Origin of the sequence: Streptomyces sp. B1I3, from assembly GCF_030816615.1 — a bacterium.
Classification (GTDB): domain Bacteria; phylum Actinomycetota; class Actinomycetes; order Streptomycetales; family Streptomycetaceae; genus Streptomyces.
The window spans coordinates 5,408,797-5,429,976 of record NZ_JAUSYD010000001.1; the positions used below are offsets into that span (position 1 = coordinate 5,408,797).

The 21,180-nt window shown below is 70.2% G+C and carries 20 protein-coding genes and 2 tRNA genes; 18 read left to right on the top strand and 4 right to left on the bottom strand.

From position 1 onward, the window contains the following. Positions 1 to 28 precede the first annotated feature (28 nt). Entirely contained in the window at positions 29 to 877 is an 849-nt protein-coding gene (gene rfbD / locus QFZ58_RS24580) for a dTDP-4-dehydrorhamnose reductase (RefSeq protein WP_373428674.1), read from the top strand. A gap of 177 nt (positions 878 to 1,054) precedes the next feature. Continuing rightward, positions 1,055 to 1,849, top strand: coding sequence for a class I SAM-dependent methyltransferase (locus QFZ58_RS24585; RefSeq protein ID WP_307127062.1), 795 nt, complete (start codon positions 1,055 to 1,057; stop codon positions 1,847 to 1,849). Between the two features lie 124 nt (positions 1,850 to 1,973). Here QFZ58_RS24585 and rfbC read toward each other — a convergent pair whose 3' ends face one another. After that, positions 1,974 to 2,573 (bottom strand): dTDP-4-dehydrorhamnose 3,5-epimerase, encoded by a 600-nt coding sequence (rfbC, locus tag QFZ58_RS24590; RefSeq protein WP_307127063.1) that lies wholly within the window; start codon positions 2,571 to 2,573, stop codon positions 1,974 to 1,976. Between the two features lie 57 nt (positions 2,574 to 2,630). After that, a complete protein-coding gene (locus tag QFZ58_RS24595) occupies positions 2,631 to 4,658 on the bottom strand; it encodes a glycosyltransferase family A protein (protein WP_307127064.1) in 2,028 nt (675 codons plus the stop codon). Between the two features lie 356 nt (positions 4,659 to 5,014). Between QFZ58_RS24595 and QFZ58_RS24600 the strand changes: the two genes are divergently transcribed. Further along, on the top strand, positions 5,015 to 6,325 hold the full coding sequence (locus QFZ58_RS24600; RefSeq protein WP_307127065.1) for an acyltransferase: 1,311 nt from the start codon (positions 5,015 to 5,017) through the stop codon (positions 6,323 to 6,325). Positions 6,326 to 6,578: 253 nt separating this feature from the next. After that, complete coding sequence (locus tag QFZ58_RS24605; RefSeq protein ID WP_307127066.1) at positions 6,579 to 7,781, top strand: glycosyltransferase family 2 protein; 1,203 nt, start codon at positions 6,579 to 6,581, stop codon at positions 7,779 to 7,781. Between the two features lie 50 nt (positions 7,782 to 7,831). Here QFZ58_RS24605 and QFZ58_RS24610 read toward each other — a convergent pair whose 3' ends face one another. Continuing rightward, a complete protein-coding gene (locus QFZ58_RS24610; RefSeq protein WP_307127067.1) occupies positions 7,832 to 9,193 on the bottom strand; it encodes a polysaccharide pyruvyl transferase family protein in 1,362 nt (453 codons plus the stop codon). 400 nt (positions 9,194 to 9,593) lie between these two features. Here QFZ58_RS24610 and proB point away from each other — a divergent pair, with 400 nt between their 5' ends. From proB to QFZ58_RS24635, 5 genes are all read left to right on the top strand, one after another. Then, positions 9,594 to 10,712 (top strand): glutamate 5-kinase, encoded by a 1,119-nt coding sequence (proB, locus tag QFZ58_RS24615; RefSeq protein ID WP_307127068.1) that lies wholly within the window; start codon positions 9,594 to 9,596, stop codon positions 10,710 to 10,712. Between the two features lie 145 nt (positions 10,713 to 10,857). Further along, positions 10,858 to 11,343, top strand: coding sequence for a hypothetical protein (locus QFZ58_RS24620; protein ID WP_307127069.1), 486 nt, complete (start codon positions 10,858 to 10,860; stop codon positions 11,341 to 11,343). A gap of 194 nt (positions 11,344 to 11,537) precedes the next feature. Next, positions 11,538 to 12,821 carry a glutamate-5-semialdehyde dehydrogenase gene (locus tag QFZ58_RS24625; RefSeq protein WP_307127070.1) on the top strand — a complete coding sequence of 428 codons (1,284 nt, stop codon included), beginning with the start codon at positions 11,538 to 11,540 and terminating at the stop codon, positions 12,819 to 12,821. Positions 12,822 to 12,910: 89 nt separating this feature from the next. Continuing rightward, positions 12,911 to 13,507, top strand: coding sequence for a hypothetical protein (locus QFZ58_RS24630; RefSeq protein WP_307127071.1), 597 nt, complete (start codon positions 12,911 to 12,913; stop codon positions 13,505 to 13,507). A gap of 380 nt (positions 13,508 to 13,887) precedes the next feature. Next, a complete protein-coding gene (locus tag QFZ58_RS24635) occupies positions 13,888 to 15,006 on the top strand; it encodes a hypothetical protein (protein WP_307127072.1) in 1,119 nt (372 codons plus the stop codon). Here QFZ58_RS24635 and QFZ58_RS24640 read toward each other — a convergent pair. Next, complete coding sequence (locus QFZ58_RS24640) at positions 14,939 to 16,081, bottom strand: M48 family metallopeptidase (protein WP_307127073.1); 1,143 nt, start codon at positions 16,079 to 16,081, stop codon at positions 14,939 to 14,941. The genes QFZ58_RS24635 and QFZ58_RS24640 overlap by 68 nt on opposite strands. Before the next feature lie 111 nt (positions 16,082 to 16,192). Between QFZ58_RS24640 and QFZ58_RS24645 the strand changes: the two genes are divergently transcribed. The 9 genes from QFZ58_RS24645 to QFZ58_RS24685 all read left to right on the top strand — a co-directional run bounded on the left by QFZ58_RS24645 (position 16,193) and on the right by QFZ58_RS24685 (position 21,172). Continuing rightward, the gene (locus QFZ58_RS24645; protein WP_307127074.1) at positions 16,193 to 16,345 is read left to right on the top strand and encodes a hypothetical protein; all 153 of its coding nucleotides are present in this window, start codon (positions 16,193 to 16,195) and stop codon (positions 16,343 to 16,345) included. A gap of 84 nt (positions 16,346 to 16,429) precedes the next feature. Further along, on the top strand, positions 16,430 to 16,594 hold the full coding sequence (locus tag QFZ58_RS24650) for a hypothetical protein (protein WP_307127075.1): 165 nt from the start codon (positions 16,430 to 16,432) through the stop codon (positions 16,592 to 16,594). A 37-nt stretch (positions 16,595 to 16,631) separates the two neighbouring features. Beyond that, a complete protein-coding gene (gene nadD, locus QFZ58_RS24655; RefSeq protein ID WP_307127076.1) occupies positions 16,632 to 17,249 on the top strand; it encodes a nicotinate-nucleotide adenylyltransferase in 618 nt (205 codons plus the stop codon). 19 nt (positions 17,250 to 17,268) lie between these two features. Beyond that, positions 17,269 to 18,990, top strand: coding sequence for an LCP family protein (locus tag QFZ58_RS24660; protein WP_307127077.1), 1,722 nt, complete (start codon positions 17,269 to 17,271; stop codon positions 18,988 to 18,990). 117 nt (positions 18,991 to 19,107) lie between these two features. Beyond that, positions 19,108 to 19,539, top strand: coding sequence for a ribosome silencing factor (gene rsfS / locus QFZ58_RS24665; protein WP_307128978.1), 432 nt, complete (start codon positions 19,108 to 19,110; stop codon positions 19,537 to 19,539). Next, positions 19,536 to 20,189: a histidine phosphatase family protein gene (locus tag QFZ58_RS24670; RefSeq protein WP_307128979.1), complete on the top strand. Its 654-nt coding sequence runs from the start codon at positions 19,536 to 19,538 to the stop codon at positions 20,187 to 20,189. Before rsfS ends, QFZ58_RS24670 begins: the two co-directional genes overlap by 4 nt. Positions 20,190 to 20,305: 116 nt before the next feature. Further along, positions 20,306 to 20,378: transfer RNA gene (locus tag QFZ58_RS24675), tRNA-Ala, on the top strand. A 339-nt stretch (positions 20,379 to 20,717) separates the two neighbouring features. Continuing rightward, on the top strand, positions 20,718 to 20,951 hold the full coding sequence (locus QFZ58_RS24680) for a hypothetical protein (protein ID WP_014156331.1): 234 nt from the start codon (positions 20,718 to 20,720) through the stop codon (positions 20,949 to 20,951). 148 nt (positions 20,952 to 21,099) lie between these two features. Next, positions 21,100 to 21,172 (top strand) — tRNA-Ala (locus QFZ58_RS24685). The last annotated feature ends 8 nt before the right edge of the window (positions 21,173 to 21,180 follow it).

The window sequence follows — 21,180 nt, forward strand, 5'->3', positions numbered from 1 at the left end:
CGTCTGGCTGGTGACCGGGGCCCAGGGGATGCTGGGGCAGGACCTCATGTCCCGGCTCGCCGGGGAGGATGTCACCGCGGTCGCCGCGGGGCGCGGCGTCGTGGACGTCACCGATCCCGCCTCGGTCCGTGCGGCCTTCGAGGAGCATCGCCCCGCGGTGGTCGTCAACTGCGCCGCCTGGACGGCCGTGGACGACGCCGAGGCCCAGGAGGACGCGGCACTGCGGGTCAACGGCAGGGGCGCCGAGGTCCTCGCCGAGGCGTGCCGCGAGCACGGAGCCGTCCTCCTGCAGGTGTCCACCGACTACGTCTTCCCGGGTGACGCCGAGAAGCCGTACGCCGAGGACGACGCCACCGGGCCTCGCAGCGCCTACGGGCGGACCAAGCTGGCCGGGGAGCGCGCGGTGCTCGCGACCCTGCCGGAGACCGGGTACGTCGTCCGCACGGCCTGGCTGTACGGCGCGGCCGGTGGCAACTTCGTCCGGACGATGATCAAGCTGGAGGGCGTCAAGGACACCCTCGACGTCGTGGACGACCAGCGCGGACAGCCGACCTGGACCGTCGATCTGGCCGACCGGCTCGTCCGGCTCGGGCAGGCGGCGCTCGCGGGCACCGCTCCCGCGGGCGTCTACCACGGAACCAGCGGCGGCGAGACGACCTGGTTCGGTCTGACCCGGGAGATCTTCGGGCTGCTGGGCGCCGACCCGGAGCGTGTCCGCCCCACGACCAGCGAGGCCTTCGTGCGTCCGGCCCCCCGCCCCGCCTTCAGCGTGCTGGGGCACGACCGGTGGACGGCGGCGGGGATCGAGCCGATCCGCGACTGGCGCTCCGCCCTGGGCGAGGCGTTCCCCGCGCTGGTGGCCGCCGAACGGCCCTGACTCCCACCGCACGACGGCAACGGCGACGGCCGGACCTTTCGGGGGTCCGGCCGTCGCCGTACCACCGCTCCCGAATGCCACGCGCATGTCGCACGGAATGGGTGTCGTACGTCACATCCATGGGATAGCTTCTTCGGAAAACCTGGCCAGCTGGTCCCTGCCGAAGGGCTGCTCCACGTGAACCGCCATGAATTCCTCCGGTCCTTGCACCGCGTCTACCGTCCCCGGAACTACCTGGAGATCGGAGTCAACGACGGCAGGAGCCTGGCCCTCTCCAGGGTTCCGTCCATCGCTGTCGACCCGGCTTTCCGCGTGGTGACGGACATCAGCTGCGATGTTCACCTGGTCAGGGCCACGAGCGACGACTTCTTCGCGCGCAAGGACCCGCTGCTGCACCTGCGCAACGGCCGCAATCCGTTCCGCGCCCTCGCCCGCCGGGACCCGCTGAACCTGCTCGGCGCGGAGCCGAAGCTGGAGCTCTCCTTCATCGACGGCATGCACCTCTTCGAGTACGCGCTGCGGGACTTCATGAACGTCGAGCGGCACTCCCGGTGGTCGAGCGTGATCGTCCTGGACGACATGCTCCCGCGCAACGCCGACGAGGCGGCCCGGGACCGGCACACCAAGTTCTGGACCGGAGACGTGTACAAGGTGGCGCAGGTGCTGCGCCGCTACCGACCCGACCTGCTGGTCGTCGAGGTGGACACGGAGCCCACCGGGGTGCTGGCCGTCTTCGGCGCCGACCCCGGCAGCACCGTCCTGAAGAACGTGTACGACAAGGTCGTCGAGGAGTACGTCGTACCCGACCCGCAGGACGTGCCCGACGAGGTGCTGGTGCGCAAGAACGCCGTCGAGCCCGAGGCCCTCCTCGGCGCGGACTTCTGGCCCGCGCTCGCCCGGGCACGCAACCTGCGACGCCCCCGGTCGGCCTTCGGCCCGCTGCGCAGGAGCATCCAGGCCGTGACGGCCTGAGCCGGCCGAGGACGCCCGCCGCGGCGCCCGCCGGCCTCGTCCACCGACGACGCCCGCGCACGGGGGAGCCCCCGGCCCGTACCTCCGGACCGGGGGCTCCCCGCCGCTTCGCCGCCTGCGCGGATCAGCCGCGGGCGCGCAGCTCCGCGTAGTACGCCTGGCAGGCCTCGTACGAGGGCAGGAGGCCCTGCTTCTCCGCCTCGTCCAGGGTCGGGGCCGCGGCGTCCTTGTCGGAGAGCAGCGGGGTGACGTCGGCGGGCCACTCGATGCCCAGAGCCGGGTCGAGGGGGTTGATGCCGTGCTCACGGCCGGGGGAGTAGCCCTCCGAGCACAGGTAGACGACCGTCGCGTCGTCCGTCAGCGCCATGAAGGCGTGGCCGAGGCCTTCCGCGAGGTAGACGGACCGGTGGTCGACGTCGTCGAGCCGTACCGCTTCCCACTGCTTGTACGTCGGGGAGCCGACCCGGATGTCCACGATGACGTCGAGCACCGCCCCGCGTACGCACTTGACGTACTTGGCCTGGCTCGGGGGTACGTCGGCGAAGTGGATCCCCCGCAGGGTGCCCCGGCTGGAGACGGAGCAGTTGGCCTGTTCGAGGCTCAGCCGGTGGCCTGCCCCCTCGGCGAAGCCGGCTCCCTGGAACCACTCGTGGAAGCTGCCGCGGCTGTCCGGGAAGACCTTCGGTTCATGGACCAGGGCACCCGCGATGGAGAGCTGCCGCATGTTGATCACGTCCTTGTGCTTGTTGCCGGTTCTGTCGTGCTCGGGGCGGGCGTACGGTCAGCCGATGATCCGTGCGGCCAGGCGGCGGGCGCTCTTGCGGGCCCTGGGGGGGAGCCGGCGGGCGATCGGGCCGCCGACGGTGCGCAGCGCACGGCGCACGGTCACCTTCCGGCGCTTGGAGACCACCCTGCTGACGAGCTCCGGGTCGGCCTCGGCCAGACCGGCGGGCAGCTTGATCCGGCCGCGGGAGTCGACGGAGACCTCGAAGAGGGGAAGCGGGGCGCTCTTCCCGCCGTCCAGACGTACGGACAGCTGCCAGGCGCCGGCCGGGACGCCCGCCGCCCGGGTGGGCAGGGGGAGGTGGGCGCGTCCCTCCGTGGGCACCAGCACGGCCGGGAGCGTGTGGGAGGTGCCGGACGAGGACAGCACCAGCTGCACCGAGGACTGCGCCGTGGCGGTGACGGTGAAGAGGTCCAGCCGGAGCTCGGGACGGCTGCCGGGAACGAGCAGGACCGGACGGCCTTCGAGGTACGTGGCCAGCTTCTTGCTGCGCCGGGCGACGTCGAGCGTGAGGTTGCCGTGCGGGTCGGTGAAGTAGGGGATGACCGCGCGGGCGGGAGAACCGAGGGAGGCGGGCAGGCAGGCGGCGTCCACGTGCTGCGCGCGGTCCGCGCCGAGCCGGGCCTTGCGCACCAGGCCCAGGCCGCGCAGCGGGACCCACACGTCCCAGAAGCCGCGGGAGACACGGCCACGGCCCTTGACGGCCTCCGAGGTCACGTGTCCGGCGCCGTGCAGGACCACTTCGCAGGTGTCGTCGCCGAGATCCTCGATCTCGGTGGTGAACGTCGCCGGGCAGGGCCACTCGACGGCCGTCTCACGGTTGCGCAGGGAAATCTCCGCGGCGTACCCGTCGATGTCGTCCGTGACGTCCAGGAGCTCGCCCTCGGGCAGGAGCCCCTCGGTCAGGTCGGGGTGCAGGTAGTAGCGGTCGTCACGGCGCAGCAGCTTCAGCGGAGCCTGGTCCTCACCGTGCACGAGGCGGCCGGTCACGGTGACGGCGATCCGGCCGTCCGGCTGCCAGGTGAAGTCCTGCAGGCGGGCCGTCGCCTTGACGGAGGCGGCGAAACGGGCGATCCGCAGGAGGCCCTGGCGGTCGTCGTTGCGCAGCAGCGTCGAGCGGAGCCGCTGGATGGGACCGAGCCCGTCGTGGACCCCGTCGTCCATGAAGTCCTTGGCCAGGTCCCCGACGGCGTCACACATCTCGTCGAGGTACTCCGGCGTGTACTTCACGACGGCCGGTTCGCTGAGGCGGCCCAGCATCTCCACGCGGTAGAAGCGGCGGAGCAGGAGGTCGCGGAACTCACCGGGCTCGGTGTTGTCCACGACGACGTCGAGGACTTCGCGGAGGTTTCCGTAGTAGCCGGCCGGGATGATCTTCGCGGATCCCGCGTTCTGCCCGTCGTCCCGCTTCGAGTAGTAGTAGCAGGTGTAGTTGCCGAGGATGGAGACGACCTTCGCGGGGAAGTACGCCTGCATCATGTAGAGCTGGTCCTCGAGGCGCCGCTTCCCCTCGGGGTAGGCGATGCCGTTCTCTCGGAGGAACTCCGTGCGGAACATCTTGTGCGGGGTCAGGCTGTCGTACAGAGGGGCGTCGCGCAGCGTGCACTTCTCGCGCGTCTTCTTGAAGACGCCGTGGGGGACGCCGCGGAAGTTGCTCGCCACCTTGCCGATGACGATGTCGGAGCCGTTCCGGTGCCCGATCGCGTACAGGCGCTGCAGCGCCTCGGTGGCGAGGTAGTCGTCCTGGTCGACGAATTGGACGTATTCGCCCTTCGCCTCCGCCACTCCGATGTTCCGGGGCTTTCCGGGCCATCCCGAATTCGGGATGGTGATCACTCGGAAGTGAGGGTGCTCGACCGCCAGTGCCTCGAGCCGTTCACGCGTGTCGTCCGTGGAACCGTCATTGACGAAAAGGACTTCGAAATCCTCCGCCGGCAGGGTCTGGCGCAGCAGCGAATCGATGCAAGGATCGATGTACTTGCCCGGGTTGTAAACCGGAATGACGACACTTACTTTGACTGACACGACTGTGCCCCATCTCTGGAAGAACCCTGGACGACAAGGTGGGGTTGGGACCGGCAGCCGATTTTTAGGCATGGGCCACCGCCCGCATGCACTCTAGCGGTTGTCAGGATCGAACAGTTCGGACACCTGTGGGCCCGGCGCCATGTGCCGGTGGCCCGGGCGTCACCGAAGTGTGTCCAGATCCTCACCCCTGACGTGAGGGAACGCGGTCGCAGTGCGCTAGCGTTCGTTCGTTCTGATGACACGCCCGGTGAGCGGACCCAGGGTACTGGCTCCCGTTCAGCTGTCCTGGGAGGACGCTTATCTCTTCGCGCATCGTCAACGGTATCCGTCGTACACGCTGGTCACGCGGTTCCGTGGCCGAGTGTTTCTCGGGCCGTGACAACAGCCTCGGCGTCATAAGGCTGACGCTGGCCTCCGCCGTCGTCGTCTCGCACGCGAGTGTTCTGGGCTTCGGGGACAGCGAGTTCGGGCACTACTTCAGCCACGGCCAGACGGACCTCGGCAAGATGTCCGTCTACGGCTTCTTCGTACTCTCCGGGATCCTCGTCACACGCAGTGGCAAGAGGCTGTCCCTGGGACGCTTCCTCTGGCACCGCGGGCTGCGACTGCTGCCCGGCCTGTGGGTCTGTCTGGCGGTGACCGCCTTCGTCGTCGCCCCCTTCCTGTACTGGCGCCAGCAGGGCGGGCTGGACGGTTTCTGGGGCCATGACCGCGGGCCCATCGACTACCTGGCCTCCAACTGGGCCGTCGCCCCCCGGCAGAACGACGTCTCCGGCGTCGTCGCCGCCGCGGGTGACTCGGGCCTCGCGCACAGTCCCAGCATCGACGCCGCCCTGTGGTCACTGCGTTACGAGGTGCTCTGCTACTTCGGGGTGGCCCTGCTCGCCCTGACGGGCGTTCTCGCGCGCGCACGCCGCGTCGTGCTCCTCGTCGTCGCCGTGCTGGGCTGGCTGATCCTCCGCGACGCGGTCCACACCCGGTTCTGGGCGGGCTTCGGCGACTCCACGTACCACGGGGCCATCGAGTTCTTCGAGGTGACGGGCAAGTTCGACCCGGACGTCGTCCTCTACCTCGGCTTCGCCTTCGCCCTCGGGACGCTGATCGAGTGCTACCGCGAGCGCATCCCGGTCAGCGATGTCCTGGGTGTGGCGTCGGGGCTGGTCCTTCTGGGCAGCCTGCACTTCGGTTACCTCTTCGTCGTCGGCCTGCCCGCCTTCGCCTATCTGCTGCTGTGGCTCGCCATCCGGCTCCCGGCACCGTTCCGGCGCATCGGCGCGCGCCACGACTACTCGTACGGCATCTACATCTACGGCTTCGTCGTGCAGCAGTCCCTGGTCGCACTGGGACTGGCCCGCTGGGGCTTCTGGCCGTACCTCGCGATGTCGCTGGCGGGTGCGCTGGCCGCCGCGGTGCTCTCCTGGCACCTGGTGGAACGTCCGGCGATGCGGCTGAAGGACCTGGGCTCCGCGCGTAAGACCGGGTCGGGAGCCGCCGGAGCGGCGGTGACCGCGTCCCGGCCGGCAGCCGGTCCGGACACCGGTGCAGCTCCCGGCGTGAACACCGGAGAACTCCCGCCGACGGCGGCAGGGCCCCTCGCGGACGAGGGCGTGCCCGTCTCCTCCGCCGGACACCTGGAGGGTGTGAGCGGGCCGGGCGCCCGCTGACCCCCGGCCGGCCCCGCAGGGCCGCGCGGCCCCTGCCCCTTCGGGGCGGGGGCCGTTGCCGTTCACGGCCGGCATCCGCGGAGTCCGGCGCCTCCGTCGACGTCCGGGTGGAGCAGATCCGTCATCCAGGTGTACGAAGTCGTCCTTCCGAGGCAACCCGGCGCACGAACCGCCCGTCCTCCTCGGGGGAGGGGAACGAACGGCCCGTCCGATGTGCCCGTGCTGTTCCCCTGAGCGATGCGGACCAGGAGCGATGACCAGTAACACGCCAGACGTCAGTGTCGTGATCGGCGCGTACGAAGCGATGCCCTACCTGATCCGCTGCCTCGAGTCCGTCGGGGCCCAGACGCTTCCGGCCGACCGGATGGAGATCATCGCCGTCGACGACGGCTCGACGGACGGCACGGGGGAGTACCTGGAGGAGTTCGCCGCCCGGACCGCCGTACCGATGCGCGTCGTCCGTCAGGAGAACTCGGGCGGACCCAGCAATCCGCGTAACGTCGGTCTCGGCCTCGCCCGCGGCCGTTACGTCTTCTTCCTCGACGCGGACGACTACTTCGGCGAGGAGGCCCTCGAGCGGATGGTCGCGATGGCGGACCGGGCGGGCACGGACGTCGTGCTCGGCAAGACCGTCGGCGTCGACCGAGGGGCCCCGAAGTCGATGTGGAAGGAGACCGTCGAGCGGGCGGACCTCTACTCCTCCAACATCAAGTACACCCTGAGCGCCCAGAAGCTGTTCCGGCGGTCACTGCTCGTCCGGCTGGGGATGACGTTCGACGAAGGGCTGAAAACAGGCGAGGACGCGCTCTTCACCATGGAGGCCTACCTCCGCGGCAACGGGGTCTCCGTCGTCGCCGACCACACCTGCTACTACCTGGTGGGCCGGGACGACGGAAAACACGTGACACGGAGCGGAGGCCACCTCCTGCGCTTCGACTCGGCCCGTGCGCTGATGGAGCTCATCGCGGAGTACGTCCCCCCGGGTCCACGCAGGGACACGCTGATGGTCCGGCCGTTCGCCATCACGCTGCTCCCGCAGTTCGGGCCCGTCCTGCTGAAGCAGTCGGAGGCCGTACGGCAGGAGAAGACGGAACGGGCGGCACCGCTGCTGGAGGCCTACTGGTCCCCAGGGGTGGCCCGACGCCTCAAGGTCCAGGAGCGGCTGAGGCTGCTCTGCCTGGCCGAGGGGCGCACGGACCTGCTCATGGAGATCCTGCGCTTCATGCAGAGCGGGGACGAGCCGGCGGCCGTCCGCGCCGGTGGCCGACTGTACCTGGCCTATCCGCGCTTCCGTGAGCACGGTGGACTGCCCGACCGGGCGTACGAGGTGACCGTGACCGAATGGATCGGCGGCAGAAGGATCGAGGTGCCGGGGAGCCGGTCCCCGGCAGCCTTCGCCCGGCGCCTGGCGCGCCGGGCGCGCAACGGCGCCCGGCGCGTCCTGCACAGGCGGTGACCGGCGTGCGGAGTCCGCAGCGGGGCCGATCCGGCAGCCGGATCCGTCCCTCACTGCTCGGGACGCAGCAGCTTCCTGACCGGACGCCCCACCACACGCCTGGCACGCCGGTAGACCGCCGGCAAGGCGGCCGCGCCGTCGGCCCCCTGCCCCCTGAGACCCACCCGGCGGGGACGCGCGCCGAGCTGGGACAGCAACGCGGCGTTCTGCTCGGTCAGTTCCTCCAGCCTGCTCTGCATCCAGCTGAAGCGGCCGCGCAGCGCCTCCGGATCGCTCTCCGTCCACGGCCGGACGGCCGGCGGGAGGGTGAGTGCGGCCAGCCGCGCGTCGAACGCCGCACCGCCGTCGCCGTGGGTGAACGTGTTCTCCAGGCCGTTCTTCTCCATGAACCCGGTGAAGCGCAGGAAACGCTCCTTGTGGCCGTTGACCAGGTCGCCGAAGTCGGCCGCCGCGTAGAGCTCGGCGGGATCGATGTTCTTGGGCGTCTCGGAGATCTTGCGGTGCGGGATGCCGAAGTACCGGCAGAGTTCCAGGGTCCGGGAGTCGCTGCAGAGCACGGTGCTCGGGACGCCCGCCAGCAGCGCCGCGATGTTGCCGTGGATGCGGGAGCCGAACGAGAAGTCGAAGGAGCGCAGTTCGCTGATCCAGGTGGCCGGGTCGACGTAGAGCCGGACCTTGCCCTCCTGGTACATCGGGTGGGACGGGTGGGTCGGCATGGAGGTCTGCGCGCCGGTGGGGTGCGAGGTCTCGCGCCAGTGCAGCAGCTCGGCCTCGAAGAGGTTCTGCCCGACGAACCGCAGGTTCGGATACCGCTGGTGGGCCTGCCGGATTATGGCGTCGAGACCGTGCGAACGTACGGCGCTGTGCGAGCCGTTGACCGAGATGCGGGACTCCGCGCTGAGCGCCTCGACCCGCTTCTCGAGCGTGAACGCCTCGCCGTTCATGAACATCGAGGGGCAGCCGATGACCTCGACGTCCCGGAAGCCCATGGCGTTGAGGTACTGCTCGGTGAACTCTCCCCGCACGCCGATGGACGCGCTGCGGTTGAGTACCTCGGTGACGAACTCCCTGACGGTCGGCTCCATCGGCTTCAGCCGTGCCGCGTTGTACTTGAGGTCGGCCTGCGCGCCGACACCCAGTACGACCACGGGAATGCGCAGCTTCTTGATCAGCTGCGTCATCCGCTTGAGCGGCCGCTCGAAGGTCGGGCGGAAGGCGTTGGCCAGGGGCACGACGAATACGTCGAACTCCTCGTTTATGCGCTCGGCCGCTGACGGATCCGCACGGATGCCGTTGGAGAAGACCTCGGCCCGCGGCGTCGTCAGAAGTTTGTGCGCCGCGTCGCTGAAGATCAGGTTGCCCGCGTTCGTCGCGAAGACGTCTCTGTGGAGTGACTGCTCCACGGAAGCCACATCGAAGGGGCTTTTACCCGATCTGAGTAGAACGCGTCTTTTGCGGGTTGGTTCATCTGTCACGCGTAGAGGGTAGCCCGATGAATGGCCGGTGGAGAGTACGCAAACAGCTCGTCCCCGACAGCTGCCGAGGTCATGCGGGGCGTCGACGCGCCGTCCGGAGGCTCCCCCCGCCGGCTCCCGGCCCCGGCATCTCGTCCACCCCGGCCGTGGCATCCCGTCCACCCCGGCCTTGGCGCCGGGTACGGCAGCTGAGACGGCACGGCGCGCCCCCGGCCTCCTCGCGTAGATTGGGCGGACCGAGCAGGTCGACGTGATGGGGACGTACGTGTCAGGGGCAACGGAATCCGAGGGCGCACTCCGCACACCCTCCGGGGGCGGCGCGGGGCGGAGGCCGGGCGTGACCGACGCCCGCCGAATCGTCGTCAAGATCGGGTCCTCCTCGCTCACCACGGCGGCCGGCGGCCTGGACGCCGACCGGGTCGATGCCCTGGTCGACGTGCTCGCCAAGGTCAGGAGCGGCGGGGAGCGGGAGATCGTCCTCGTCTCCAGCGGTGCCATCGCGGCCGGCCTCGCCCCCCTCGGACTCGTCCGCAGACCCCAGGACCTGGCCCGCCAGCAGGCCGCGGCCAGTGTCGGACAGGGACTGCTCGTCGCCCGGTACACCGCGTCCTTCGCCCGCTACGGCGTACGCGTCGGCCAGGTGCTCCTCACCTCCGACGACACCAGCCGGCGTGCCCACTACCGCAACGCCTACAGCACGCTCGACCAGCTCCTCGAGATGGGGGCGCTCCCCGTCGTCAACGAGAACGACACCGTGGCCACGGACGAGATCCGCTTCGGCGACAACGACCGGCTCGCGGCGCTCGTCGCCCATCTGGTCCACGCCGACCTGCTCGTCCTGCTCTCCGACGTGGACGGCCTCTACGACGGCGACCCGAGCACGCCCGGCACGTCCCGCATCGCCGAGGTGAGCGGACCGGCCGACCTGGAGGGCGTCACGATCGGCAGCGCCGGCAAGGCGGGCGTGGGCACCGGGGGCATGGTCACCAAGGTGGAGGCCGCCCGGATCGCCACCGCCGCCGGGATCCCGGTCGTCCTCACGTCCGCGAGCCGGGTCGCCGACGCCCTCGCCGGCCGTGACACCGGTACGTACTTCCACCGCACCGGGCGGCGCTCGGCCGACCGGCTGCTCTGGCTGGCCCACGCCTCGACCCCGCAGGGCGCGCTGATCCTCGACGACGGAGCCGTGCAGGCCGTCGTGGAGCGTCGCACCTCGCTGCTGCCGGCCGGCATCTGTTCCGTCGAGGGCGAGTTCTCGGCGGGTGACCCCGTGGAGTTGCGGGACCTGGCCGGCCGGGCGGTCGCCCGCGGCCTCGTCAACTTCGACGCCAAGGAGATGCCCCAGTTGCTCGGCCGCTCCACCCGCGACCTGGCGCGCGAGCTCGGCCCGGCCTACGAGCGCGAAGTCGTACACAGGGACGATCTCGTCGTCCTCACGCCCCGCCCGGCCCCCTGAAACGGCTGAAAGTCCAGCCTCCTGACGGACAGCTTCACCAAAACCGCCCCAAGCCCCGCCCCGGACTGGTCAACTTTGTCGCAGGGGTACGAGGGGCAGCACCGCCACGCATTCAGCACCGCTACGCATTCACAGGAGGCCGCCGGTGAGACGAGCGCGCCCGGGGGCGCCGCCCCGCGGAACGGGCAGCCGTGCCCTGACGAGCGTCGGAGCGGGGACCGACTTCCACGGTCCGCCCGCGGACCACACCCCCGAGCAGAAACCGGTGGTGACGGAAGAGGAGCGGGTCAAGTCCAAGCTGTGGCACATCACCCTCAGCGTCTCCGGCAGTGAGACACCGCTGAAGGAGGTCAGACGCGGACTGGAGCAGCTGGCGCACGATCACCCCTTCCTGCTGACCAGCCGGTACGCCAACGACCACGCGGAGGTCCGCTACTGGGAGGAGGCCCGCGACCTGCACGACGCCGCGGCGGTGGCCCTGCGGCTGTGGGGTGAGCACCGCTCCAGCGCCGGACTGCCGCCGTGGGAGATCGTCGGTCTGGAGGTCATCGACCGGGAGACGTACCACCAGCGCATCGCGGAGGGCTACGGCCCGCCGCCGGCGGCCCCGGTCGGAGTGCACCCGTACTGACGGGCCGCTGCGAACATGGCGCGAGCATGGCGCAGGGCGCCCCGTACCGGGCGGAGCGAGGACGGGAACGCGCCCGTGCTGCTCGCGGGGCGCGAGGCGGGGAGGTCAGCGGGGAGGTCCACGTCCCTGGGACGGCCGTCTCGCATCACGGGATACGGAGCGGATGCCCGCGGCCCGCGCATTACCCTGCGGGCATGACCACGCTTTCGCCTTACGACAACATGTCTCCGGTCGTCCAGGCCGCCTACCGGTCACGCGCCGCCGCCGCCGACATCGCGCCGCTCCCGCGCGCGGCGAAGGACGACGCGCTGCTGGCGATCGCGGACGCGCTGGAGGTGCGCACCAGCGAGATCGTCGCGGCCAATGCCGAGGACGTCGCGCGTGCCCGAGAGGCCGGGACGAGCGAGTCGATCGTCGACCGGCTCACGCTCACGCCGGAGCGCATCCGGGCGATCGCCGCCGACGTCCGCGACGTGGCGGCGCTGCCCGACCCGGTCGGCGAGGTGGTCCGCGGATCCACCCTTCCCAACGGCATCGATCTGCGCCAGGTGCGGGTGCCGCTCGGGGTCGTCGGCATCATCTACGAGGCGCGGCCCAACGTGACGGTCGACGCCGCGGCGCTCTGCCTGAAGTCAGGCAACGCCGTGTTGCTGCGCGGGTCGTCGTCCGCCTACGCGTCCAACACCGCCCTCGTGCGGGTGCTGCGCGACGCGGTGGGCGGTTCCGGACTGCCGGCGGACGCGGTGCAGCTCGTTCCGGGTGAGAGCCGCGACTCCGTACGCGAACTGATGCGAGCCCGCGGCCTGGTCGACGTACTGATCCCGCGGGGCGGTGCCTCGCTGATCCGCACGGTCGTGGAGGAGTCCACGGTCCCCGTCATCGAGACCGGCACCGGCAACTGCCACGTGTACGTGGACGCGCAGACGGACCTGGACATGGCCGTCGACATCCTGATCAACTCCAAGGCCCAGCGCCCGAGCGTCTGCAACGCCGCCGAGACCCTCCTCGTCCACAAGGACGTGGCCGCGGACTTCCTGCCGCGGGCGCTGGACGCGCTGGCCGGGGCGGGGGTGACCGTGCACGGCGACGAGCGGGTGCTGGAGCACGCCGAGGGCACCAAGGCGACGGTCGTGGCGGCGACGCCCGAGGACTGGGAGACCGAGTACCTCTCGTACGACATCGCGGCGGCGGTCGTGGAGTCGCTGGAGGCGGCCGTGGCCCACATCCGGCTCTGGTCCTCCGGGCACACCGAGGCGATCGTCACCACTTCGCAGGCGGCGGCCCGCCGATTCACCCAGTTGGTGGATTCGACGACCGTGGCGGTGAACGCCTCCACGCGCTTCACGGACGGAGGGGAATTCGGCTTCGGCGCCGAGATCGGCATCTCCACGCAGAAGCTGCACGCCCGTGGCCCGATGGGGCTGCCGGAGCTGACATCGACGAAGTACATCGTCACGGGCGACGGCCACATCCGGTAGGGCGGGTGGCAGCCCGGTGAGCCGCCGGCGGGGTCGGAGAGTTCGTGGGCTCTCTGCCCAAAACGCCCCGCCGGGGCTACCCTGAACCTGTGCCGGACGACGTGGGGGGCAGGCCGTTTCCGGACGGCCGGGAGCCCGACGACGACCGCGGGGGTGCGGACGAGGACTTCGCCTCCGTGGCGTTCGACGAGGACTTCGTGCGGTCGGCGGAGGTCCATGAACCCACCGCAGTCGAGCGCCTGCTCGCGGCCGCACAGGCTCGGGCCGACGCCGAGGCGGGCCGAGCGCGCTCCGGCGGCGGCGCCTTGGACGACGACCCCTACGACGACTACGGCCCGGACGGCGCGTACGGCCGCGAGAGGGCCTTCGGGGACTCCTACGGGCTGGACGAGCCCTATGACGACGACCAGGACCTCGACGGTCCGTACGGGCGTCATGGCGGCGCCCTGCGGCCTTACCGGGGCAGTGTGCGCTGGCACCGGCCGGTCGCCTGGCTCCTCGCCGTGCTGATGGGGATCGGGATGGTGGCCCTGGCCTTCAGCGCCGTCTACCGCGGAGGCGCCGCCCATCGGCAGGAGCAGGTGCCGTCACCGGTGACGAGCGGCCTCGACACACCTGGTGCCGCGCCGTCCGCGTCGGCCGGCGCCTCCCGCCCGGCCGTCTCCGCGGTGCCCCGCACCCCCTGAGCCGAGCCCCGGAGCCGGACCGCGCACAGTCCGCAGGCCGTGACGAGCACCGGTGACGAGGACCGGTGACGAGGGTGTGGCTCGAACCGGTGGTGCGGTGCGGCTCGATCGGTGACGAGGGGTGCGGCTCGACCCGGTGGCGTAACGGCGCCTGCTCCCGGCTGCGCTCCCACCTGCGGGGCGTTTACCTTGAGGGCGATCGACCTACTCTGAATGTATGACCTGGTGACCCTTCCCCCGCCCGCGTTCCCGCCTCCCGGGCAGAGGGTCACGCACTCGTCCATGTGTCACCCGTGACGGACAGGTCCGCCGAAGGCCACTCGCCCGAGGCGGAAACCCGGCACCCGCCCTCACCGGCGGCGTGGAGATCGGGAGTAGTCATGACAGGCCACGGAGAACCGCCGGAAGGACCGCCCGAGAACCCGCCGGGCGGCGAGGACGAGTACCGCTCCCTCGTCTTCGACGAATCGTTCGTCCGAGCTGCCCAGTTGCAGGAATTCTCCGCACAGGAACGGATGGGCGAGCACGCACGGGCCGTGCGCTCCCTGCCGGGCCGCGGCACCCGTCGGCGCTCCCGGGCCGCCATCGCTCTCGTCCTGCTGATAACCCTCGCCTTCGCCACGGCGGTCTACATGGGATTCCGCAACCCCTATCCGACGCCCGTCGGCAGACACGCGGAGCCGCTGCGGACGACAGTGGTTCCCCTCGCGCCCCGGGGCCCCGTGCCAGGAGGCACCTCCGACGCACTACTGGGCGACGGCCCGGCAGCGGCGTTCCGGACCGGCGCCGCAGGGATCAACCTGCCCTCCGCCCGGCGGACGGAGAACTTCTCCGACAGCCAGGTGACCATCGCGCTGAGCACGGTCAAGGACTACCTGGTGGCGTCCTCGCTCGACCCCGACGTCATCACCGGTGGGGTCGTGCGGCCGGTCGGGCGGCTGCTCGACCCGGACCAGACGAGCCAGTTCGAGGCGAGCGTGAACTCACCGGCCGACGACGGCGCGCACTCCGCCACCGGCTGGCTGGTGCGCTTCGACCCGGCCGACGTGGAGCTCGCCGACCCCGACATCCGCGTCAAGGGGACCCTCGCGTACGCGGAGGCGGGATCGGACACCCTGGAGGTGGTGTCCGACCACACCTTCACGTACGCACTGCGCCATGCCGGGCCCGGCCCCCACCGGGCGGACGACGCGTCGCTGTTCACCGTGCGCCGCGTGCTGCACTTCCTCCTCGACCGGGAGGACCTGCGGCTGCACCGGCTGGAGGTGCGCAGCGCCTACGTCCAGGCCGGCCCGCAGTCGTGCTCGGCAGAGACGGCAGGCGGCCTGCGGCCGCTGCTCGCCGGTGAGCGGACGGACACCCGGGGGCCGGACGGCACCGACCCGTACGCCACAGGTCCGCCCGCGGCGGCGCTGTGCGGGACGCTGGCCGTCAGTCCCCCGCCCCCGGGGCCTCCTCAGGGCCCCGAGGCCGCCAGGTCCCCTCGGAGCCGTCCGTAGCGTCCCCGGACGGGGCGGCACCGCCCTTGGCGGCCGTACCGCCGCCACCGCCGCCCGCGCCGGTGAACCTGTCCCTCAGCTTGCCGCCGAGGTCGCCGGCCCCGCCCGCGATGTCACCGACCAGCTTCATCAGCGGGTCCTTGCTGGTGCGCACCGTGTCCGCGTAGTGAGCCGCCGACTCCCGGAAGGAGTCCGTCACGGAGGTGTCCTTGTCCTCCTCGCGCTTCGGGTAGTGGCCGTCCATGATGCGCTGGTGGTCCCGCGTCTCCGACCACTTCTTCAGCTCCGCGGCCCGCACGGTGGTGAAGGGGTGCGAGCGGGGCAGTACGTTGAGAATCTTGAGAACCGAGTCGCGGAGGTCCCCGCCCTTCTCGTACTCGTCGGCCTGCGCGAGGAACGCGTCCACGTTCATCTCGTGGAGGTGGTTACCGCCCGCGATCTTCATCAGGCCGCGCATGGAGGCCTTGAGGTCCTGCCCGACCAGCAACCCGGCCCGGTCGGCCGACAGCTCCGACTTGCGGAACCATTCGCGCAGAGCCGTCACTATCGCCATGATCGCGACATTGCCGAGCGGGATCCACGCCACCTTCAGGGCGAGGCTGGTGAGGAAGAGAAGTATCGTGCGGTACACCGCGTGACCGGAGAGGGCGTGGCCCACCTCGTGGCCCACGACGGCCCGCATCTCCTCCTCGTCGAGCAACTCCACCAGCCCGGTCGTCACCACGATGATCGGCTCGTCCAGACCGATGCACATGGCGTTGGGCCGGGGGTCCTGCGTGACGTACATCGGCGGGACCTTCTCCAGGTCGAGGATGTAACAGGCGTCCCGCAGCATGTCGTTGAGGTGCGCGAACTGGGCGTCGCTCACCCGGACGGAGTCCGACAGGAAGAGCAGCCGCAGACTGCGTTCGGGAAGCAGGCCGCTGAGTGCCTTGAAGACGGTGTCGAAACCGCTCAGCCTGCGCAGGGCCACCAGGGCCGAACGGTCCGCCGGGTGCTCGTAGGCCCGGGAGGAGATACCCGGAAACCGCTTACGCTGCCTGCTCGGCACGCTCTCGTGACTGTTTTCGGTCATGGATGGCCCCCTGTTCGTACGAGTCGTCGCTCGTCCCCCTGACAAAAGCCAGCGTATGTGCTGGCGCTACGGTGTGCGGGGGGCTGTGGATAACTTTGAGGAGCGCCCGAGATGCCGCACACCGTCGCACTGCTCGCTGCCGTGTCCGAGGACCAGGGGCCGGGCGACACGCTTCGCATCGTGCTGCTCGCGTCCCTCGTCGGCGCTGCCGTGCTCGCCTGGTTCCTCCTGCGTGGATACCGCAACGACGACAACAACGACTGAGTCGGCGTGAGCGTGCCCGTGGCTCCCGCATACGATGTGCGCGACGTCTTCCTTCCGACTCCCGATCGATAGGTCCTGCAGAAGATGAGCCTCACGAGCACCGCGCACCAGCTGGTCACCCTCGCCTCCGAAGGTGGCGAGCAGGGTGGTAACCACGAAAGCCTCAGCCCGTACCTCACCGGTGGTGGCGCGTTCGTCGTCCTGCTGCTCCTGCTGTGGATCACCACCCGCTTCAACCGCGACCGCTGACACCAGGCGAACAGCCGTGCCAGTAGGGTCTGCACGCATGGGAGAGCAGGAAGTGCCTACCGGCCGGGGCAAGCGCCGACTCGGCGTGATGGGCGGGACGTTCGACCCGATCCATCACGGACACCTGGTGGCGGCCAGCGAGGTGGCCGCCCAGTTCGGCCTCGACGAGGTCGTCTTCGTACCGACCGGGCAGCCGTGGCAGAAGAGCCACAAGCAGGTGTCCCCTGCCGAGGACCGTTATCTGATGACGGTCATCGCCACGGCGTCCAACCCGCAGTTCTCCGTCTCCCGCAGCGACATCGACCGCAGCGGGCCGACGTACACGATCGACACGCTGCGGGATCTGCGTGCGGTCAACGGCGACGCGGACCTCTTCTTCATCACCGGCGCCGACGCGCTGGCCCAGATCCTCACCTGGCGGGACGCCGAGGAGTTGTTCTCGCTCTCCCACTTCATCGGGGTGACCCGCCCCGGGCACGTACTGACGGACGACGGGCTGCCCAAGGGCGGCGTGTCCCTCGTGGAGGTGCCCGCACTGGCGATCTCGTCCACGGACTGCCGTGCGAGGGTCGCACAGGGGGAGCCGGTCTGGTATCTGGTGCCGGACGGTGTCGTCCGCTACATCGACAAGCGCCAGCTGTACCGCGGCGAATGAGCCACGGAGAGGGGCACCGGTGAACGACCGACAGAACCCGTACGACCCGTACTACCAGCAGCAGCCGCAGATCATCGGCTACGACGAGTTCGGGCAGCCGGTGTATCAGCAGCAGGGGCAGCAACAGTACGACCCGTACGCCCAACAGGCCCAGCACGGCGGCGGACAGGACCAGCAGGGCGGGCAGACTCAGCAGGATCTCGGCGCCGGTCAGGGGTACGGCTACGACCCGTACGGCGGCACGCAGCAGCAGTACGACCCGTATGCCGCCCAGCAGGCCCAGCAGGCCCAGCAGGCCCAGCAGGGCTATGCCTACGACGACGGGTCCGGCGGTTACGGCTACGACACCGGCCGGCAGACCGCCGTGGACGACGCCCAGCAGTGGGCCGCCCCGCCGGCCACCGTTCCCGAACCCCGGCACGAACCGGAGCCTGCGCCCGAGGCCGCCGTCCCCGAACAGCGGCGCGCCGACCGTGACTACCGGACCGAGCAGTTCTCGTTCATCGAAGAACCGGACGAGGACTCCGAAGACGTCATCGACTGGCTGAAATTCACCGAGAGCCGCAGCGAACGGCGCGAGGAGGCACGGCGCCGGGGCCGCAACCGGATGGTCGCGCTCATGGTCGTCGTGGCCCTGGTGGTCGTCGGCGGCGCCGGATACCTCTGGTTCGCGGACAAGTTCCCCGGCATCTCGGGCCAGGACGAGCGGAAGTCCACGGCGACGGGCCCGGAGAAGCGGGACGTCATCGTCGTCCACCTGCACAACACCAAGAAGGGCGGCACCTCCACGGCGCTGCTCGTCGACAACGTGACCACCGGACAGGCCACCACCGTCCTGCTCCCCAACTCACTCGCCGTCGCCGCGGAGGACGGTTCCACCACCACACTCGGCAAGTCGGTCGACGAGGACGGTTCCACCGGCACACGCGAGGCGATCGACACCCTGTTCGGCACTGCGATCAGCGGCACCTGGCGGCTCGACACCCCTTACCTGGAGAACCTCGTCGAGCTGGTCGGCAACATCGAGGTCGACACCGACGCCGACGTACCCGACACGAAGAAGGGCGCGGCACCGCTCGTCAGCAAGGGGGAGGCGCAGACGCTGAACGGGCAGATGGCCGTCGCCTACGCCACCTACCGCGGGCCGGGCGAACCGGACACCCGACAGCTGATGCGCTTCGGGCAGGTCCTCCGCGGTGTGCTGCGCAAGATGCCCGAGGACCCCAAGTCGGCGACGGTCACCGTCGAGACGCTGGCGCAGATCCTCGACCCCTCGCTGCCCGAGCAGGATCTGGGCGCCTCCCTGGCGAAGCTCGCCGGGCACGCGAAGGTCGGTGACTACAAGACGTCGCTGCTTCCGGTCCAGGACGACGGCACACTGACGGAGAAGGCCACCGAGGATGTCGTCAAGGACATCCTGGGCGGCGCGGTGAAGGCTCCGGAACAGGATGCGGCGCTACGCGTCGGGATCAAGAACGCCACCGGCGACCCGGCCGGTACGGACGCCGCCAGGGTCCAGCTGGTCAACGGCGGCTACACGTTCGTCGACAGTGGCAAGGCGGATACCGAGGCTTCCTCCGAAGTGCTCTACGGCACGGCCGGGGACAAGGCGAAGGCGGTCGAGATCGCCAAGACCCTGGGGCTGCCGACGAGTGCGGCGAAACAGGGCAAGCCGGCGGCGAACGCGGATGTGTCCGTCGTCCTGGGGCAGGACTACACGATCGCGGAGTCGACGTCGTAAGGGCTGTCGGCGGTCCGTGAGACCCTAGGAGGGTACTGAAGAGAGTGGCTCGGCCCGCGACCACGATCTTCAGCACCCTCCCAGAGGGTGACCCCGACCGCCGACGAAAGCCTGCATGTGACCGCCACGGACCGCTCCATCGAGCTCATCACCACTGCCGCCCAGGCGGCGGCCGACCGGCTCGCGCACGACATCATCGCCTACGACGTCAGCGACGTGCTGTCGATCACCGACGCCTTCCTGCTGGCCTCGGCTCCCAACGACCGCCAGGTCAAGTCGATCGTCGACGAGATCGAGGAGCGGCTCCAGAAGGAGCTCGGTGCCAAGCCGGTGCGCCGTGAAGGAGACCGCGACGCCCGCTGGATCCTTCTCGACTACGTCGACATCGTGATCCACGTCCAGCACAGCGAGGAGCGCGTCTTCTATGCGCTCGAGCGTCTGTGGAAGGACTGCCCCGAGATCGGCCTCCCCGAGGACGCGCTCAAGACCCGCGGCAAGGCCGAGGAGCACGCCCAGCTCCACGGCGTCACGGAAGGTGAACAGAACTGAACGGCAGCACGAGCGGCAGGGGCCGCAGAATCGTCCTCTGGCGGCATGGTCAGACGGCATGGAATCTCGAGCGCCGCTTCCAGGGCTCCACCGACATCGACCTCACGGAGGCCGGTGTCGGCCAGGCCCGTCGGGCCGCCCGGCTTCTCGCCTCGCTGAAGCCGGACGCCATCGTGGCCTCCGACCTGCGGCGGGCAGCGGACACGGCCGCCGAGCTTGCCGCGATCACCGGTCTCGAGGTCGCACACGACTCGGGACTGCGTGAGACGTACGCGGGTGCCTGGCAGGGGCTCACGCACGAGGAGATCGTCGGGCAGTACGGCGAGCAGTACGCCGCGTGGAAGCGTGGCGAGCCCGTGCGCAGGGGCGGCGGCGAACTGGAGACCGAGGTCGCCGACCGGGCTGCCCCGGTGGTCCTGGAATACGCCGGCAAGCTGCCCGACGCGGGCACGCTGGTCGTCGTGAGTCACGGCGGCACGATCCGCACGACCATCGGTCGTCTGCTCGGTCTGGACTCCCACCACTGGGAAGGGCTCGGTGGCCTCTCCAACTGCTGCTGGTCCGTGCTGGGTGAGGGCGCTCGTGGTTGGAGACTCCTCGAACACAACGCCGGGACGCTCCCCGAGCCGGTGCTCGGCGACGACGACTGACGGGTGCTCCGGGACCCTTCCCAGGAGGCGAGGGCCGGATTTCACTTTCCGGCTGGTCGCAGGCTAAAGTTCTTCTTGTTCGCAGCGCGGAAACGCAGGGAAACACAGCGGACAGCGGGGCTATAGCTCAGTTGGTAGAGCGCCTGCATGGCATGCAGGAGGTCAGGAGTTCAATTCTCCTTAGCTCCACAGTCAGGATCCCGTCCCCAGCAGGGGGCGGGATCCTTTTGTCTCTCCCCCCTTATCTCCGCGCCTTCGTGTCTCCCGGGCCTTCGTTCCGCGCCGGCACCCGCCCGTGCGTGACCGAGGCGGGTGGCGGGTTCCTCACCGGGCTGACCCCCTTGCGGGGGCATGGCAGAATCGGAGCGCCGGAGGGGGCGACGGACCGATCGGGAGGGAGCGCGATGCCTGCGAGCCGCGTACAGGTCCTGGACCTGCCCGTCACCTCCACCTCGCCCCCCGGTCTCCCCGCCTTCCCGCCCGACTGCAGCGCGCGCACGGCCTGCCCCAGCAGTCGGGGCTGACCGGATGGGTGCACACAGGCGGAAGTGCGACTGGTGCGGCAGCGGTACGCCCATCGTCAGGGACATGGACCCGGTCAACACCGAGTTCCAGTACTGGTGCGAGGAGTGCGCGCGGGCGCTGATCATAAAAGGCGACCCCATCGAGACGTACCGGGAGCTGGAGGGGGAGCCCATCTACGGCCGGCTCCTGGAGGAGCACTGCACCCTCAAGCGCTTCTACTCCTTCGCCACCGCCTGACCGGTCCCGGCGGCCGGACCACCTCCTGCTCCTGGTCAGAGCGTTGCCCACCGGGCAGATCGGGGCACAGTGGAAACGATTTTTGATGGGCAGGGGGGACCGTGTAATGTTCTCGATGTCGCCAGGGAAACCGGGCGGCACACAGCACGGGGCTATAGCTCAGTTGGTAGAGCGCCTGCATGGCATGCAGGAGGTCAGGAGTTCAATTCTCCTTAGCTCCACAGTGAAG